This is a genomic window from Paenibacillus sp. W2I17, assembly GCF_030815985.1.
Lineage (GTDB): Bacteria > Bacillota > Bacilli > Paenibacillales > Paenibacillaceae > Paenibacillus.
Map to the genome: position 1 here is coordinate 4,269,411 of NZ_JAUSXM010000001.1, position 17,561 is coordinate 4,286,971.

Consider the following 17,561-nt stretch of genomic DNA (forward strand, 5'->3'; position numbering starts at 1 on the left):
ATTGTTCATTATTACCCAATGAATGGATTGTCGACAATCGGCGTATGCTTACCTTTGTATCCATTTTTTAAGTTCAACATCATAACTCAACTGGAAAACGATAAATAATTTTAATAATACGCAATTAAATTGTTACAAATTAAATTTGCTCTTTCCGTTCTTGTTGCAAACATTTATACTAGGATGGACAAGTAAATAAATTACATATCAGAAAGCAAGGTGTTTCCTTTGATTAGTATCATTTTTGTAGCTCTTGTAGCTGTCGAACACTTCTATATCATGGTGATGGAGATGTTTATGTGGACTCGTCCACGCACAATGAAAACCTTTAATCTCACGCCGGAATTCGCCAAATCCACCAAATCTCTCGCGGCCAATCAAGGTCTTTACAATGGATTCCTTGCGGCAGGTCTGATCTGGGGACTCGTATATCCGGATGCTGCCGTTGGACAGCATATTCAGATTTTCTTCCTGGCGTGTGTGATTATTGCGGCTCTTTATGGAGGAGCAACTTCTTCACGGTCGATCATTATCAAACAAGGTTTGCCTGCGATCATTGCGTTGTTGCTAGTTCTGTTCCTGTAATTTCTGTCGAATGGTGCATGCTTCGATTCATGTTAACTCCTTTATGGTAAGGTAGTGAATAGATAGCAGTGTACAATGACCAGAATCGTTCTGGAATTGGAAGGAGAACATGTCATGGGATTGTTTGACAAGCTTCGGCGGCGCAAAAAGGAGAAAGTACCTGCAGGTGGTGCTGTCGAATCGACGAATTACAGTGAAACCATCGTGGGTTTTGTCCTGCTGGAGCGTGACGATTGTGATTTTGACCTCTTCATCAGGAACATGAAGAACGAATGGGATATCGAGAATGAAGAACGCCCGGAGGAGGGCAATCTCTTTTTCGAAGTGAATGGAATGCAGGTGGTATGTGCCCACATTGCCGCGCCTGTACCCGACCGTGAAGTTGAGGAGAATGCCAAACTCAACATCCTTTGGCGAGAAGCGGAGCAAGTTACCTCACGGCACCAGTCTCAGATTATTGTCTCTGTTCTGAACGCAACAAATGCTATTGATGGACATGTTCTGTTCACTCAAACAGCAAGTGCCTTATTACAGTTGGATCACGCGCTGGCCATATACATGGCTCCGCTTGTCGTTGAAGCCAGTCAATATCTCGAAACCAGCCGTGGGATCAAACATGATGAGTTGCCAGTCTCGCTCTGGATTTTCATCGGACTATTCCAAAATGCCGAAGGCGCTTCAGCTTACACTTACGGACTACGTAACTTTGGTAAAGAAGAGATGGAGATTATGCAATCGTCTGAATCCTTAAGCGATGTATTTGAGATGATGTTCATGACTACAACGTATGTGGTTGAAAACGACGTCACACTGCATGATGGGGAAACACTTGGTTTCTCGGCAGAACAAAAGCTGAGCATTTCCCTTTCCAAAGGTGTAGCAACGGAAGGTAACAGTTTGAAGATTGGCTTCTAACTTACGTAGGATTTTTACTTTATCGTGTCACCGTTGTAGAAGCCGTCTGGAGTTCATACTCTGGGCGGCTTTTAGCTATTTAACCTTCCTCCCAATGACGATATGATAACAATCCCTGAATTTAACTCCCCTAGGAAAAAGTAGTCCATAAGAACCACTATATTGTGAATTCAGTTTTCATTCTCGCTATAAAAAGGTATAATTAATAGGCTTATAGTCTCATATATTACATATTATTTTATTATCGAGGAGTTGCCTACATGTCTGTTAGACGTTTGGATTCAACTAAACCTATTATTGAAATTATCTGGGAAGGTATTGTTTCTCCTGAACATGTCGAACAAACGAATACAGAAATCCAGAGAATAGCTGAACAATTGGGAAATTCGTTTGATGTGCTAGTAGATATGCGGAACATGAAGGCTTTCCCTCAGGACACCAAAGAAAAAATTGTGGAACACCAGAAACTACTGACACAGTGGGGGATGAAGCGAGCTAGTGTAGCCGTAGGTGGTGCGATCGCCAAAATGCAATTGAATCGGATCTCCAAAGAATCGGCGCACCAGACTGAATTCCAATGGGAAACGTATGATGAGGCTTTGGCATTTTTGTTGAAATAAAATTGAAGTGATACGGAGTAAGTATAAGAGAGCTACCTATGCTGTACCTTGCACGCAGAAAGAGGCGTTCCCCATGAGGAAGCGCCTTTTCTTTTGCAGTTCCACTTTGCTTACTCAGTTTTGCCAGTGATCCGACCGCTCATCATTTAAGATTCAAGTTTACTTACACGCACCATCGTTACCGATGTACCATTTAGGCACTCCTCCACAAATCCTAACCGCCTATATAAGCGAATCGCTTGGTTATCCGGGTCAACACTGAGCGAGACTGCTTCAATTCCCCGCCGTTCAACCTCATCTAATGCGGTCTGAAGCAGTAAAGTACCTACTCCTTTTCCACGTGCATCTTCCGTTACAGCCATCCCCATCTCTGGCGTAGCTGCATTCACATAACCGTATCCCGCATTCTGATCCGTATAGAATCTTAATGTTATTGAACCTAATCTCTTGCCTTGCTGGTCAACTGCAACATACCCGAAGTCCCCTTCTCTTCCCCAATCTTCAACGTATTTGGACAGTCCGGGAGTATGAATACTTTCGATTGGAAAAGGTTCATCGCCTTCTCTTCTATGCAGGGATGCGTATAACATCTCCCACAGGAAAGGAATATCCTGTTCTTCAATAGGGCGTACATAATAGTTGGATATTATGGTCATGTTTGCTCCTCCTTCAGCTTTTCAAAAAGGCGGTCCATCTCATTCAGATTAAACTCATTGGTAATCTCGTAGTCTTCAAGTTCGTCTCTCGTTTTCGCCTCATTGTAGATGGAGATGGACTTTTCATTATAAAACGTCAGTCCAAATCCATCGGTAAAGCGACCTTCTTTATTAATAGTAAGTCGCCACTCATAGTAATGCGGATTCCTTTCAGAAACGTCGAATTCCCGTACTCTTTTGAGATCAACATCCTTTAATAACTTCAGCATGTCTCTAATCTCTTTGGGATCTGTAATCGTTATTTCATCATCTTCATTATACGGTTCATTGTCGGAAATTTTCCTAATCGTCAGTCGATCCAATGTATCCAGCATCGTCATATGATCGGTAACCTCTGCTCGAAACGTCGTATGTTTGCTGGGGATATACATAGTATATTGACCAGAGGTATACATACGCACTGCAATAGCTAAAAAAACAATAATCATGGCGATACCCATAATCATCTTGATTCGTTTAATCATCCCAATCCCCTCTCTATATCTACATAAAACATATAAATTGGTAATTATTGATATATTCCAGTATAACATCTCACTCCTTCTGTTCCAATGTCATTTCTTATCTCTGGTCTCTCAATTACGATGACGTTTTGGGCTACACTAAATTAAAGATTTAAACAAACAAGCCGCGTTCTCCCATAGGGTGAGCGCGGCTTGTTTGTTTACTTTGTTATATTGTTTTATTAGCTATTCAGAACGTGGTAAGACACTAACCCTTATCCCGAGCATGAATATACACACGTAGACTTGGCCTCACGTCTGTTCAGCGTACGCCGAAAACTATTTGTTTTCAGCCCAATACACGGCCTGCTGATTCTCGGATAACCAGCTCGGGCTTCAGGACAATCTTCTGCGGTTCTTTTCGCTTATCCTTTAACTCTTCAATCAACAGATCTACAGCACGATGTCCCAGTTCTTCAATTGGCTGGGCAACGGTCGTAAGCGGTGGACTGGTCACCGAAGCCAGAATGGTGTTATCAAACCCTATGATGGACACATCCTCTGGAACGCGTAGCCCCAGCTCCTTGGCTGCCTGAAGAGCACCGATGGCCTGAATGTCATTACAACAGAACAAACCTGTCGGGTGATCCTTCTCACCGAGCAGCAGTAAGGCCTCTTTTTTGGCCGAGCTCAGATCAGCTGCCGATTCTCGGATCTGATTCGGTTCCAGCGTATGACCTGCCTTAATCAGTGTTTCACGGAATCCACGTACACGTTCCTGACTGCTGCTGACTTTGGACGGTTCCGACAGAACCGCTACACGGGTGTGCCCAAGTTCAAGCAGATGATCTGCTGCGAGTGCTCCGCCAAGTATGTCGTCAATAGTGACCGTATGTACCGACAGGGATGGCATATGACGGGCAATCAGAGCAACAGGGATGGACTGCTGCAAGAGGGGTGACAAAATTTCGGCATTATCGATCCCGGTTCCGATCATCATGCCATCTACCCTTTTTTGCTGGAGCAAATTCAGGTAACGCTCTACCCGCTCGTCCTTATTATCCGTACTGCAGATGACCACGCTATAACCCAATTGACGGCTACGATCCTCGACAGCTCTGGCGAGTTCTGCGAAATACGGGTTTGAGATGTCCGGTACGAGCAGCCCCAATGTATACGTCTGCTTCCCTGTAAGTGCAGCTGCGATCGCACTGGGTTGATAATGAAGGCGTTCCATGATCTCCATAATCTCAGCGCGCCGCTTCTCGCTGATCTTGCCTTTGCCATTAATGACCTGCGAGACGGTTGCAATGGATACACCCGCCTCGCGTGCTATATCGTATATGGTTGCTTTCATTGTTTTTTTCCCCATTTGTGCTATATATAAATTTCGTTATACATAGATAATTGTTCTCTTCTTCTCATTATGCAGGGGGAAGTCTGCATACGCAACTTGAAGCCAACACAATGTGCGTAGCATGAACTGTTTTACTTTTTCATTAACCACTCATGGTCAGGATCGTTATGGAATTTCCAAGTCCGAGTAGGCCCGGCCATCACGTTCAGATAGTAGACCTCATACCCCGGAGGAGCGCCTACCGGATGATATCCGTCCGGAACAAGCACCACTTCACCGTTTTTCACTGCTAGCGTCTCGTCCACAGAACGATCATCCGAGTATATGCGCTGAATGGCAAATCCCTGCTCAGGCTGCACACGGAAATAATACGTTTCTTCCAGCAAAGATTCATCCGGGAGTGCGTCCCGATCATGCTTATGTGGCGGGTAACTGGACCAATGCCCATCTGGTGTGAATACCTCAACAACGAGCAAACTGTCCGCTTCCTTTTGTTCCGGCAAAATGTTGTGAATCTGGCGTTCCAGATTACCATACCCTCGCGCCTCTACCCCTACATCTTCGGGTGTAATGAGACGAGCCGGGTACGTGCCTTTACCGGGTGCAACACATATAGCGATTTCCAGTTCGGTACGTGCTGTGATCTGTACTTGATCGGAAGTTGAGACGTAGACCGAATACGGCGGAATTTTCTCGAACACACTCATTCTTTTTCCGATATTATCCCATGTGTGCTCCCGGGTACTTACATTGGCGAAACCACTGAGAAGCACCACACAGAGTTCCTGATCACCGCTCTCACGGGTTAGCGTCTCCCCCTCCGCCAGCTTCGCTACCTGAAAGCCAACATATTCCCACCCTGCCGACTCCGGTGTTACGTTTATAAGTGTACCGTCTCCCTCCGGGTTGACCACGGGTTTCACAATACGTTCTGACATCTTGCCATCCACTCCTTTCTGTAGTCGTCCACAACAACCTGATACTTATAAAAACAAAAACCTGGACTATTCATGCCCTCTATTAGAAAAAAGTGACTTTAGTCATCCACTATGGCGTTGCCGTTTGCGATTCCAGTGACATCCCAGGAACTTCACTCAGCTTCACAGGTCTTCCCCGCTCCATGGACAGTTTTGCTGCCAGCGCAATTCGTTCTGCCTGTACTGCATCGTGGCCATCTACGATAACCGGTGTATCATGGATGATTGCATCGATAAAGAGGACTGTCTCCTGTACATATGCTTCATTGTAGCGTTCCAGGAAAAAGTGTAACGGTTTGTCGCGCATGAGCCCGGCCGCTGTACTGATCTCAGCCGTATTCGGATGATCATTCGCCGCTGCGGCGCTGCCCATTGAGCCAAATACTTCAACACGCTGGTCATACCCGTATACAGCCTGACGGCTGTTATCAATAACACCAATCGCCCCGTTGGCAAACGTCATCGTTACAATCGCTGTATCCACGTCGCCATGTTCCGCAAAGACCGGATTGATCAGCACGTTGCCCTGAGCGTACACTTCTTCCACTTCACTCCCGGAGAGATACCGGGCCATGTCAAAATCGTGGATCATCATGTCCATGAAAATCCCGCCAGACACCCGGATATACTCCGCAGGCGGTGGACTCGGGTCGCGAGAAGTAATTTTGATAATATGCGGATCACCAATCGTACCATCCTGCACATGCGCACGTATCCGTCTGAAGTTGTGATCGAAGCGGCGGTTAAATCCGATTTGCAGCTTCACGCCAGCCTTCTGAACTGCCGCTACAGCTGCTTGAGTCTGTGCCAGATCCATGCTGACCGGCTTCTCGCAGAAGATATGTTTGCCCGCCTGAGCGGCCTGTTCGATCAGCGGCACATGTGTATCGGTTGAAGAACAGATCAGCACCGCGTCTACATTAGGCATCGAGATCAACTGGCTGCTATCCGTTGTTACAACAGGGATGCCACGACTGGAGGCCCAAGCCTCCAATTCAGGACCTGCAAACAAGTCACTGATTCCCACAATCTCGGCATGCGGGTTGCGCAGGAGATTGTCTGCATGAATTTTGCCGATCCGTCCAGCACCGATGATGCCAATTCTCACTTTGTCCTTGCCCATTCCGTTATCCTCCCTATGTGCGTCCATATGGGCTAGGCGTTCCCTTAGCCCGAGTGATGCTCTGGTTGTTACCAGCGCGCCGTTACCATCTTCTTGCGAGTGTAGAATTCAACACCATCCGTGCCATTAGCGTGCAGATCACCATAGAAGGACTTTTTCCAACCGGAAAACGGGAAAAATGCCATTGGTGCAGGTACGCCCAGGTTAATACCCAACATGCCCGCATCAATCGTTTCACGGAATTGACGCATACTCGCTCCGCTGCGGGTGAACAGACACGCCCCGTTGGCAAAGTCGGAACGGTTCGCCAGCTCAACAGCTTCCTCCAGCGTAGACACTCTTGCCACCGAGAGTACTGGAGCAAAGATCTCATCCTGCCAAATTTTCATATTGCTATCAACTTGGTCAAATACCGTAGGCCCTACAAAATAACCGGATTCACCTGTCGCCTGATCCTTACGCCCATCCCGAATCAATGCCGCGCCTTCCTGCTCTCCGGCTTCAATGTAACTAAGTGTACGCTCTTTATGTGGTCCACGGATGACAGGACCGAGGAACACGCCCTCATCCATACCGTTACCAATGGTAATGCGGTCTGCCGCTTCCACCAGCTTTTGTACCAGTTCGTCAGCCACATCACCCACAGCCACAACAACCGCACATGCCATGCAACGCTCCCCTGCTGAACCAAAAGCTGCACTGGTAATCTCTTTCACGGTTAGATCCAGATCGGCGTCCGGCATAACGATGGAGTGGTTTTTGGCACCAGCCAGTGCCTGTACCCGTTTGCCATGCTTGGATGCAGTGGTGTAGACGTATTCAGCTACAGGTTGTGATCCGACAAAGGAGATCGCTTGAACATCCTTATGTTCCAGCAACCCGTTCACGACATCATGCGCACCGTGAACGATGTTGAGCACGCCGTCCGGAAGCCCTGCTTCCTTGAACAGCTCTGCCAGGCGGCCTGCCAGTAGCGGTGTGCGCTCGGACGGCTTCAGGACAAAGGTGTTACCGCACGCAATAGCCAGCGGGAACATCCAGCACGGTACCATCATCGGGAAATTGAATGGGGTAATTCCCCCAATAACACCGATCGGGTAGCGGTACATGCCCGACTCCAGTCCTGTCGCGATGTCAGGCAGTTGTTTGCCCATCATCAAATTCGGGGCACCTGCCGCGAACTCGACGCATTCAATGCCACGCAATACCTCGCCGTACGCTTCGGCATAACTTTTACCGTTCTCCAGCGTCACCAGGCGAGCCAGCTCTTCCCAATGTTCAACCAGCAGTTGCTGGTAGCGGAACAGAATACGTGCACGGCGCGGAACCGGTGTGCTGCTCCAGGATTTGAACGCTTCTCGTGCTGTCTGAACCGCCAGATCCACGTCCGCTTGTTCAGACAGTGGCACATGTGCAATAACTTCTTCCGTGGCCGGATTCACAACCGGCTCCGTACGAGTTGACGCCGGGGTTACCCAGGCACCTCCGATCCAGTTTTGTACCATTGTCGCTGTTGCAGACGCTTCAGAAATTCCTTTTCCCATAGCCCTGTCTCCCTTCGCTTATGTGTGAACCCTTATGTTCAACATGTTCATTGTTATAGATCTGTATGAGTACGTTGTTCAAAGTATTGCAACGTGCTTCAGGACACGGTGATCTCGCCCCGATTGCAACGTTCGATGTAATCATTCACCTGTTCCACCGTTGGCATCGCATTCGAACAGCTGTGGCTTGAAATGACGATACTTGCTGCGCCACTGCCATATGCCATGCTGCGCTCAATCGTCCAACCCTGCATCAATCCATACAGGAACCCGGCTGCGTAGGAGTCGCCTGCCCCGAACGTTTTGACCACTTTTGCCGGATAGCTGTCAGCACGGTGAGAAAGCCCTTCACGCGTATAAGCAATGGACCCTTCCTTGCCGTGTTTGATTACTACAATATTCGCTGAGAAATCAAACCATTTCTGTGCAGTTACCTGATCGCTATGATCCGGATTGTGGTCGAATGTCTCCATCATGTCGAACTCTTCACGTGTGCCGAGGATGATATCGCATTTCTCGGCTGCGAGGTTATAATAGACCGCTGTCTCTTCGTTCGATGTCCATGTGTATGGGCGATAGTCCAGATCAAACACAATAACTGTGCCATGTTTTTTCGCATACGTTAGTGCCTGTAATACGGCTTCACGGGATGGGCTCTGCGCGAGGGCTGTGCCTGAGATTAGCAGCACTTTGGAGTCAGCAATCAACTGCTCCTGCACCTCTTGCGCTTGTAATAACAGATCAGCCACATTGTCCCGGTACATCAGGATACTGCAATTGGTTGGGCTTTTGATTTCGGTAAAAGCAAGCCCTGTCACTGCTCCGGTGTCATCTGTAACTACATTTGATGTGTCGATGCCGTTCTTCTCCAAATAACTCTGGATGAATCTGCCCATCTGGTCACCCGCGATTTTACCGATAAAAGCCGTCTCCATACCCAGTCTGGACATGCCAATCGTAATATTGGCCGGAGAGCCGCCAACATACTTCGTAAACGTCATCGTCTCTTCCATCGGGCGATTGATCTCATTGGCGTTCAAGTCGATGCACAAGCGGCCAATCGCGGTGAAATCCTTCTTCCTGGATACCGGAAAGGATACGTAAGTCATTGCATGTGAGCCCCTTTCTGTAGTGGGATTTTCCATGTTGTATATCGATATCTAGACTAGTTACTCATTCCATCGTGAGGACTCGTAAACGGCTAGAGTAGGTCAATTTTATTTTCCAATCGTAATTGCAATGCTGAACGATTCAGCTATGTTGGTATAACGACTCCATATAGTTCAAAGATCGCTTCGCATACTCATACGGGTTATGAATTGCTGGGTCCTGTTCTCCTTCAAGCATCGCCCAACCATCGTACCCTCGTGTAATCAGTTCCTGAAGAATGGGAGCAAAATCAATGCATCCATCTCCTGGTACGGTGAACACTCCTCTACGAATACAGCCGACAAAATCAGACTGCTCCGCGCGTGCTTCATCCAGCACATGCGGGCGGATATCTTTCAGATGAATATAGGCGATCCGATCATAATGTTTGCGCAGCAGTTCAAGCGGATCGGCTCCGCCATAGTAGGCATGACCTGTGTCATAGAGCAGATACACGAGAGAAGGGTCCGTCAACTCCATCAGTCGATCAATCTCATCCGGTTGCTCTACCACTGTGCCTCCATGATGATGGTACGTAAGCTTCAACCCATGTTCGCGGGCAATAGCTCCTGCTTCGTTCAACCCTTCAGCGAGGATATGCCATTCAGATTGGTTGAGTCTGAGCACTTCTTTTTCATTCGGTGTCCGTCTTGGATCAAAATGAAGTGACCCACCTACCTCCGCCGTACTGATCACCTTACTGCCCATGGATTGCAGAAATTCCGCATGTCTCCGATAACTGTCCAGCTCCGACTGACGATACGCCGGATCAGAGAACAGTACCGATTTCCACTGGGAGACCAGATTGATATTTCTCTTACTCAGTTCTTCACGCAATATAGCAGGGTCGGTCGGATATTTACGTCCCATCTCTGTACCTGTCAGCCCAAGACGCTGAATGTCATCCAGAATCTGTGCACACGTTGTCGCATCACCATGCTCCTTCACATCTTCACCGACCCAATTGATCGGATGAATCCCAAGCTGGAATGGCAGCTTGCTCATTGCTCCACGTCTCCTTTGTCGTTCAACATTATGGTTCACTATATTTACACTGCACAATCCGATGACAGAACAACCTTCCGATACAGCTTCCTTTCAGAAAGCTTTTAGCTCCGCTTCTTCAGGCTCCTTTTTTAGAAGGAATATCGGATTAAAAAGGTCTTGCTTTGGCACGGTTGGCTTGCATGGTGTGATGTGCATGAACTACCTTTTCCTCGGCAGATACTTCTGGCACACCTACATTCCACCACGACTCGTATCCACCTGCGTTGGTTCCAGGCACGACCGGGATCTCAATCAACGTACTCACCGTTTCGTTCTTCGCATCTCGGATTGCTTGTTCCAGCTGTTCTGCCGTTTCCGCTCTATAGGATTTGGCTCCCATGCTTCGGGCGTGAGCTGCGAAGTCCATTGGCATGTAGTCCCCGGTCAATCGTCCGCTTTCTGACTCCCGATAACGGAACTCATTGCCGAACCCGTCACTACCGTGTTCCCGCTGCAAATTATGAATACACTGGAATCCATTGTTGTTGAATAAGAGGACAGTCATCTTCTTCTGTTCCTGCAAACTGGTCACAAACTCCGAATGCAGCATCAGATAACTGCCATCACCGACCATGGCGTACACTTCACGATCCGGCTCCGCAAGTGCTGCTCCGAACGCTCCACTTACCTCGTACCCCATACAGGAGAATCCATACTCCATGTGGTATGTCTTTGGTTCAGACGCACGCCACAGACGATGCAGATCGCCTGGCAGACTGCCTGCCGCACACACAATGACGGAGGATGGATCAATGGTCCGATTAACTATGCCGACTGCTGTAGTCTGCGCGAGTCCTGCTTCGTGTTGTGCTCCATACAGCCGATCCACTTCTGCATTCCACTCAGCGCGGAGATCAGCGATTTCGGATGCACCATATGCACTGCGGTATTGTCTTTCCTGCAATTCCTTTTGCAAAGCCTGCAGTCCTTCGCGTGCATCTGCCAGAATGGCTTCCCCGCCTAACTTGGCAGCATCCATGCCGTTCAGGTTAATGTTGATGAATGAAGCTTCCGGATGTTGAAAAGCAGAGCGGGATGCCGTCGTAAAATCGGAGAAACGAGTACCGACGCCGATCACCACATCCGCTTCTCTCGCCAGCCTGTTGGCTGCTAGAGAACCTGTAACCCCGATGGCCCCCACATTCAGTGGGTGGTCCCAAGAGACTGCGCTCTTGCCCGCCTGCGTCTCGGCGATCGGAATACCAAATGCCTCGGCGAATTCCACGAGCTGGACGGATGCCTCAGAGTACAACACACCGCCACCTGCAACGAGCAGCGGCTTTCTGCCTCGGGCAATCTGCTCCGTTGCCCGCTCAATGGCTGCCTGTACCGGGGGGCGACGATCCAGATAATGTACTTTGCGGGCAAAGAACGATTCTGGATAATCGTATGCCTCTGCCTGTACATCCTGCGGCAGTGCGAGCGTTACTGCTCCTGTCTCTGCTGGATCGGTTAGCACACGCATCGCCTGTGTAACAGCAATCATCAACTGTTCGGGACGAACAATGCGATCCCAGTACTTGCTGACGGCTTTGAATGGATCAGTGGCTGAGATCGTATAGTCACTGCTCACTTCTAACTGCTGAAGTACCGGGTCCGGTTCCCGTGTAGCAAAGTTATCTCCTGGAAGCAATAAAACCGGAATCCGGTTCACCGTTGCAGTAGCTGCCGCTGTAATCATATTCAAAGCACCAGGTCCAATGGATGTAGTACATGCATAGATCTGTCTACGGTTCTTCTGCTTGGCATAAGCCGCTGCCGTATGCACCATGCCTTGTTCGTTCTTGCCTTGCATATACGTCAGGCTTCCCGGACTGCGCTCCAGCGCTTCTCCAATGCCTGTTACATTGCCATGTCCAAAAATACCGATGATTCCCTTCACAAACTTGGTTTCCACCCCGTCAACCGAGATATATTGCTGATCCAGGTATCGAAGCAGTGCCTGAGCCATCGTTAGTCGAATTGTTTTCATGAATTGATCGCCGTCCTTTCCTTTACGAGTTAAGCGCTTAATCTACGTTAAGTTTAAGCGCCTTACCCCTAAAGGTTAAGCGCTTAATTGATATGGTATTACAGGTTAATGATTTACGCAAGCTATTTTTGTAAGCGTTTTTATGAAATGTGGTAAAGAAAAGATATTCTTGTGTTCGAACATGTGTTAGACCTTCTCTATTTGAACACTTCCACAATGACTAAGAACAGACTTAAATGAGGGGGAATTCATGGTGAGGATGGGATACATGCTAAAGCCAAATAATCCGTAATCTTCGTATACTACAATCGCCCATATACCTATGAAAGCAAAAAAAGAAAGAGACGGTGAGTACCGTCTCTTTCTTTTGCAATATATAAGCGGGTGATGGGAATCGAACCCACGCTATTAGCTTGGAAGGCTAAAGTTCTACCATTGAACTACACCCGCATAACAACAATCGGGATGACACGATTTGAACATGCGACCCCCTGGTCCCAAACCAGGTGCTCTACCAAGCTGAGCTACATCCCGTTATCTATACCGGCGAGAGGACTCGAACCTCCACGGTTTCCCACTCGATTTTGAGTCGAGCGCGTCTGCCATTCCGCCACGCCGGCAAAATATGAAGTTATAATGGCGCGCCCTGAGAGATTCGAACTCCCGGCCTTTTGATTCGTAGTCAAACGCTCTATCCAGCTGAGCTAAGGGCGCAAATATTGGAGCGGAAGACGGGAATCGAACCCGCGACCCTCGCCTTGGCAAGGCGATGCTCTACCGCTGAGCCACTTCCGCAAATAAAGAATGCGCGTGGAGGGACTTGAACCCCCACGTCAAAGACGCTAGATCCTAAGTCTAGTGCGTCTGCCAATTCCGCCACACGCGCATATAATGGTGAGTCATGAAGGGCTCGAACCTTCGACACCCTGATTAAAAGTCAGGTGCTCTACCAACTGAGCTAATGACTCATAGAAAAACTGGTGGAGGATGATGGATTCGAACCACCGAACCCGTACGGGAGCAGATTTACAGTCTGATGCGTTTGGCCGCTTCGCTAATCCTCCAGGATTACATGGTGCCGGCGAGAGGACTTGAACCCCCAACCTACTGATTACAAGTCAGTTGCTCTACCAGTTGAGCTACACCGGCGTATTACATGGTGTTATAAATGGTGGCTCGGGACGGAATCGAACCGCCGACACGAGGATTTTCAGTCCTCTGCTCTACCGACTGAGCTACCGAGCCTTACTACATTAAAAAAAATGGCGGAACCGACGGGATTCGAACCCGCGATCTCCTGCGTGACAGGCAGGCATGTTAGGCCAACTACACCACGGTTCCAGATCACTTTCTCAAGGAAAGTATAATTGCGGGGGCAGGATTTGAACCTGCGGCCTTCGGGTTATGAGCCCGACGAGCTACCGGGCTGCTCCACCCCGCGTCGTTATAAAGTTATATGGTGGAGGCTGAGGGGATCGAACCCCCGACCCTCTGCTTGTAAGGCAGATGCTCTCCCAGCTGAGCTAAGCCTCCATATTATGACCCGTAGGGGATTCGAACCCCTGTTACCTCCGTGAAAGGGAGGTGTCTTAACCCCTTGACCAACGGGCCTTACTGGCTCCCCGAACAGGGCTCGAACCTGTGACAACTCGATTAACAGTCGAGTGCTCTACCAACTGAGCTATCAGGGAATGGTGGAGCCAAGCGGGATCGAACCGCTGACCTCCTGCTTGCAAGGCAGGCGCTCTCCCAGCTGAGCTATGGCCCCATACTCTGGTGTATTTCATTGTTGTGGTCTTGCTATGGGCCCTGGTGGACTCGAACCACCGGCCTCACCCTTATCAGAGGTGCGCTCTAACCAACTGAGCTAAGGGCCCTTATCAATTTTCGAAAAAAAATACCCCAATGGGGTTTCGCTTGGCGGCGTCCTACTCTCCCAGGACCCTGCGGTCCAAGTACCATCGGCGCTAGAGGGCTTAACGGTCGTGTTCGGGATGGGTACGTGTGGAACCCCTCCGCCATCGCCACCAAACGCATAGCTTACATTTCAGAGTTGTTGTTCTCTGAAAACTAGATTCGAAACGAAACATGCGAATTACAACTTGCTATTGGATAAGCCCTCGACCGATTAGTACTGGTCAGCTCCATGCATTGCTGCACTTCCACCCCCAGCCTATCTACCTCGTCGTCTTCAAGGGGTCTTACATACTGGGAAATCTCATCTTGAGGGGGGCTTCACGCTTAGATGCTTTCAGCGTTTATCCCGTCCGTACATAGCTACCCAGCGGTGCTCCTGGCGGAACAACTGGTACACCAGCGGTACGTCCATCCCGGTCCTCTCGTACTAAGGACAGCTCCTCTCAAATTTCCTACGCCCACGACAGATAGGGACCGAACTGTCTCACGACGTTCTGAACCCAGCTCGCGTACCGCTTTAATGGGCGAACAGCCCAACCCTTGGGACCTACTTCAGCCCCAGGATGCGATGAGCCGACATCGAGGTGCCAAACCTCCCCGTCGATGTGGACTCTTGGGGGAGATAAGCCTGTTATCCCCAGGGTAGCTTTTATCCGTTGAGCGATGGCCCTTCCATGCGGTACCACCGGATCACTAAGCCCGACTTTCGTCCCTGCTCGACTTGTAGGTCTCGCAGTCAAGCTCCCTTATGCCTTTGCACTCTTCGAATGATTTCCAACCATTCTGAGGGAACCTTTGGGCGCCTCCGTTACTCTTTAGGAGGCGACCGCCCCAGTCAAACTGCCCACCTGACACTGTCCCCGCACCGGATTACGGTACCAGGTTAGAACCTAGATACGATCAGGGTGGTATCCCAACGTTGCCTCCACACAAGCTGGCGCTCATGCTTCAAAGGCTCCCACCTATCCTGTACAGATCGTACCCAAATTCAATATCAAGCTGCAGTAAAGCTCCATGGGGTCTTTCCGTCTTGTCGCGGGTAACCTGCATCTTCACAGGTATTAAAATTTCACCGGATCTCTCGTTGAGACAGCGCCCAAGTCGTTACGCCATTCGTGCGGGTCAGAATTTACCTGACAAGGAATTTCGCTACCTTAGGACCGTTATAGTTACGGCCGCCGTTTACTGGGGCTTCGGTTCACAGCTTCGGGATTGCTCCCTAACCACTCCCCTTAACCTTCCAGCACCGGGCAGGCGTCAGCCCGTATACTTCGCCTTACGGCTTCGCACAGACCTGTGTTTTTGCTAAACAGTCGCTTGGGCCTTTTCACTGCGGCCCCCTCGTGCTATTCACACTACCGGGGCACCCCTTCTCCCGAAGTTACGGGGTCATTTTGCCGAGTTCCTTAACGAGAGTTCTTCCGCGCGCCTTAGAATACTCTTCTCGCCTACCTGTGTCGGTTTGCGGTACGGGCACCATCACCTGGCTAGAGGCTTTTCTTGGCAGTGTGAGATCATGACCTTCGCTACTATAATTTTCGCTCCCCATCACAGCTTAGCCTTACAATGTGCGGATTTGCCTACACATCAGCCTCACTGCTTAGACGGACATCCATCAGTCCGCGTCACTACCCTACTGCGTCCCCCCATTGCTCATAACGGCTTACGGTGGTACAGGAATTTCGACCTGTTGTCCTTCGACTACGCCTTTCGGCCTCGCCTTAGGTCCCGACTTACCCTGAGCGGACGAGCCTTCCTCAGGAACCCTTAGGCTTTCGGCGGATCAGATTCTCACTGATCTTTTCGTTACTCATACCGGCATTCTCACTTGTATAATGTCCAGCGCTCCTTACGGTACACCTTCAACCCTTATACAACGCTCCCCTACCCCTGATGCAAAGCATCAAGCCATAGCTTCGGTGGTGTGTTTAGCCCCGTTACATTTTCGGCGCAGAGTCACTCGACCAGTGAGCTATTACGCACTCTTTCAATGGTGGCTGCTTCTAAGCCAACATCCTGGTTGTCTGTGCAACTCCACATCCTTTCCCACTTAACACACACTTGGGGACCTTAGCTGATGGTCTGGGCTGTTTCCCTTTTGACAATGGATCTTAGCACTCACTGTCTGACTCCCGGAAGTAAGTCTATGGCATTCGGAGTTTGACTGAGCTTGGTAACCCTTGCGGGCCCCGCACCCAATCAGTGCTCTACCTCCACGACTCTGTTTTCCGAGGCTAGCCCTAAAGCTATTTCGGGGAGAACCAGCTATCTCCGAGTTCGATTGGAATTTCTCCGCTACCCCCACCTCATCCCCGCATTTTTCAACATGCGTGGGTTCGGGCCTCCAGTGCGTGTTACCGCACCTTCACCCTGGACAGGGGTAGATCACCCGGTTTCGGGTCTACGTCCACGTACTAAGTCGCCCTATTCAGACTCGCTTTCGCTGCGGCTCCGGCTCTTCACCTTAACCTTGCACGGGAACGTAACTCGCCGGTTCATTCTACAAAAGGCACGCCATCACCCCTAAAACGGGCTCTGACTTTTTGTAAGCACACGGTTTCAGGTTCTATTTCACTCCCCTTCCGGGGTGCTTTTCACCTTTCCCTCACGGTACTGCTTCACTATCGGTCGCTAGGAAGTATTTAGCCTTGGCAGATGGTCCTGCCGGATTCATACGGGGTTTCACGTGCCCCGCACTACTCGGGATCCGTCTCGGAGGGAACAGACTTTCAATTACAGGGCTTTTACCTTCTTTGGCGGGCCTTTCCAGACCTCTTCGTTTAACCGGTTCCTTTGTAACTCCATGTGAGACGTCCCACAACCCCAAAGAGCAAGCTCTCTGGTTTGGGCTTCTCCGCGTTCGCTCGCCGCTACTGACGGAATCACTATTGTTTTCTCTTCCTCAGGGTACTTAGATGTTTCAGTTCCCCTGGTATGCCTCTGCACAACCTATGTATTCAGTTATGAGTAACTGGAAATTACCCCAGCTGGGTTTCCCCATTCGGACACCCCCGGATCAAAGCTTGCTTACAGCTCCCCGAGGCAGTTTCGTTGTTCGCCACGTCCTTCATCGGCTCCTAGCGCCTAGGCATCCTCCGTGTGCTCTTAGTAGCTTAACCATATCGCTCGTGTTCGAGCTGTCACTCCGCTTGGTTTGCTTGCGCAAATCCAAAAGTTGTTCCATTTCGATCACTCG

At 49.5% G+C, this 17,561-nt stretch carries 12 protein-coding genes, 17 tRNA genes and 2 rRNA genes; 3 read left to right on the forward strand and 28 right to left on the reverse strand.

All coding sequences use genetic code 11. The features are described from left to right. The first annotated feature begins 228 nt into the window (after positions 1-228). The 3 genes from QF041_RS19125 (at position 229) to QF041_RS19135 (ending at position 2,120) form a co-directional block, all read left to right on the forward strand. On the forward strand, positions 229-585 hold the full coding sequence (locus tag QF041_RS19125) for a DUF1304 domain-containing protein (RefSeq protein ID WP_036608019.1): 357 nt from the start codon (positions 229-231) through the stop codon (positions 583-585). A gap of 75 nt (positions 586-660) precedes the next feature. Next, positions 661-1,500, forward strand: coding sequence for a DUF4261 domain-containing protein (locus QF041_RS19130; protein ID WP_307415338.1), 840 nt, complete (start codon positions 661-663; stop codon positions 1,498-1,500). Positions 1,501-1,760: 260 nt separating this feature from the next. Beyond that, positions 1,761-2,120 carry a hypothetical protein gene (locus QF041_RS19135; RefSeq protein ID WP_036607981.1) on the forward strand — a complete coding sequence of 120 codons (360 nt, stop codon included), beginning with the start codon at positions 1,761-1,763 and terminating at the stop codon, positions 2,118-2,120. A gap of 146 nt (positions 2,121-2,266) precedes the next feature. On the opposite strand, the gene QF041_RS19140 is transcribed toward QF041_RS19135, so the two are convergent. The 28 genes from QF041_RS19140 to QF041_RS19275 all read right to left on the reverse strand — a co-directional run bounded on the left by QF041_RS19140 (position 2,267) and on the right by QF041_RS19275 (position 17,484). Beyond that, on the reverse strand, positions 2,267-2,776 hold the full coding sequence (locus QF041_RS19140; protein ID WP_307415339.1) for a GNAT family N-acetyltransferase: 510 nt from the start codon (positions 2,774-2,776) through the stop codon (positions 2,267-2,269). After that, entirely contained in the window at positions 2,773-3,300 is a 528-nt protein-coding gene (locus QF041_RS19145; RefSeq protein ID WP_307415340.1) for a hypothetical protein, read from the reverse strand. The genes QF041_RS19140 and QF041_RS19145 overlap by 4 nt, the downstream gene beginning before the upstream one ends. A 328-nt stretch (positions 3,301-3,628) precedes the next feature. Continuing rightward, positions 3,629-4,636, reverse strand: coding sequence for a LacI family DNA-binding transcriptional regulator (locus tag QF041_RS19150; protein WP_307415341.1), 1,008 nt, complete (start codon positions 4,634-4,636; stop codon positions 3,629-3,631). 131 nt (positions 4,637-4,767) lie between these two features. Beyond that, entirely contained in the window at positions 4,768-5,574 is an 807-nt protein-coding gene (iolB, locus tag QF041_RS19155; protein WP_307415342.1) for a 5-deoxy-glucuronate isomerase, read from the reverse strand. 109 nt (positions 5,575-5,683) lie between these two features. Continuing rightward, positions 5,684-6,736 carry an inositol 2-dehydrogenase gene (gene iolG / locus QF041_RS19160; RefSeq protein ID WP_307415343.1) on the reverse strand — a complete coding sequence of 351 codons (1,053 nt, stop codon included), beginning with the start codon at positions 6,734-6,736 and terminating at the stop codon, positions 5,684-5,686. Positions 6,737-6,804: 68 nt separating this feature from the next. After that, entirely contained in the window at positions 6,805-8,280 is a 1,476-nt protein-coding gene (locus tag QF041_RS19165) for a CoA-acylating methylmalonate-semialdehyde dehydrogenase (RefSeq protein ID WP_244661184.1), read from the reverse strand. A gap of 98 nt (positions 8,281-8,378) precedes the next feature. Next, positions 8,379-9,389 (reverse strand): 5-dehydro-2-deoxygluconokinase, encoded by a 1,011-nt coding sequence (iolC, locus tag QF041_RS19170; protein ID WP_307415344.1) that lies wholly within the window; start codon positions 9,387-9,389, stop codon positions 8,379-8,381. Between the two features lie 142 nt (positions 9,390-9,531). Then, entirely contained in the window at positions 9,532-10,434 is a 903-nt protein-coding gene (gene iolE, locus QF041_RS19175; protein ID WP_307415345.1) for a myo-inosose-2 dehydratase, read from the reverse strand. 148 nt (positions 10,435-10,582) lie between these two features. After that, positions 10,583-12,448, reverse strand: coding sequence for a 3D-(3,5/4)-trihydroxycyclohexane-1,2-dione acylhydrolase (decyclizing) (gene iolD / locus QF041_RS19180; RefSeq protein WP_307415346.1), 1,866 nt, complete (start codon positions 12,446-12,448; stop codon positions 10,583-10,585). Positions 12,449-12,827: 379 nt separating this feature from the next. Beyond that, a tRNA-Gly gene (locus tag QF041_RS19185) sits at positions 12,828-12,898 on the reverse strand. A 10-nt stretch (positions 12,899-12,908) separates the two neighbouring features. Further along, positions 12,909-12,982, reverse strand: a tRNA-Pro gene (locus tag QF041_RS19190). 7 nt (positions 12,983-12,989) lie between these two features. After that, a tRNA-Leu gene (locus QF041_RS19195) sits at positions 12,990-13,068 on the reverse strand. A gap of 17 nt (positions 13,069-13,085) precedes the next feature. Further along, positions 13,086-13,162, reverse strand: a tRNA-Arg gene (locus tag QF041_RS19200). A 6-nt stretch (positions 13,163-13,168) separates the two neighbouring features. Then, positions 13,169-13,243 (reverse strand) — tRNA-Gly (locus QF041_RS19205). A gap of 10 nt (positions 13,244-13,253) precedes the next feature. Beyond that, positions 13,254-13,334 (reverse strand) — tRNA-Leu (locus tag QF041_RS19210). Positions 13,335-13,340: 6 nt separating this feature from the next. Beyond that, positions 13,341-13,416: transfer RNA gene (locus QF041_RS19215), tRNA-Lys, on the reverse strand. A gap of 10 nt (positions 13,417-13,426) precedes the next feature. Then, a tRNA-Tyr gene (locus QF041_RS19220) sits at positions 13,427-13,512 on the reverse strand. A 9-nt stretch (positions 13,513-13,521) separates the two neighbouring features. After that, positions 13,522-13,597 (reverse strand) — tRNA-Thr (locus QF041_RS19225). A 20-nt stretch (positions 13,598-13,617) separates the two neighbouring features. After that, positions 13,618-13,693: transfer RNA gene (locus QF041_RS19230), tRNA-Phe, on the reverse strand. An 18-nt stretch (positions 13,694-13,711) separates the two neighbouring features. After that, positions 13,712-13,789: transfer RNA gene (locus QF041_RS19235), tRNA-Asp, on the reverse strand. Positions 13,790-13,815: 26 nt separating this feature from the next. Next, a tRNA-Met gene (locus QF041_RS19240) sits at positions 13,816-13,889 on the reverse strand. Positions 13,890-13,905: 16 nt separating this feature from the next. Further along, positions 13,906-13,981 (reverse strand) — tRNA-Val (locus QF041_RS19245). Positions 13,982-13,987: 6 nt separating this feature from the next. Next, positions 13,988-14,059, reverse strand: a tRNA-Glu gene (locus QF041_RS19250). A 4-nt stretch (positions 14,060-14,063) separates the two neighbouring features. Next, positions 14,064-14,139, reverse strand: a tRNA-Asn gene (locus tag QF041_RS19255). A 1-nt stretch (position 14,140) separates the two neighbouring features. After that, positions 14,141-14,216: transfer RNA gene (locus tag QF041_RS19260), tRNA-Ala, on the reverse strand. A gap of 35 nt (positions 14,217-14,251) precedes the next feature. Then, positions 14,252-14,325: transfer RNA gene (locus QF041_RS19265), tRNA-Ile, on the reverse strand. A gap of 38 nt (positions 14,326-14,363) precedes the next feature. Next, positions 14,364-14,480 (reverse strand): 5S ribosomal RNA (rrf, locus tag QF041_RS19270). A gap of 76 nt (positions 14,481-14,556) precedes the next feature. After that, positions 14,557-17,484 (reverse strand): 23S ribosomal RNA (locus QF041_RS19275). Positions 17,485-17,561 lie beyond the last annotated feature (77 nt).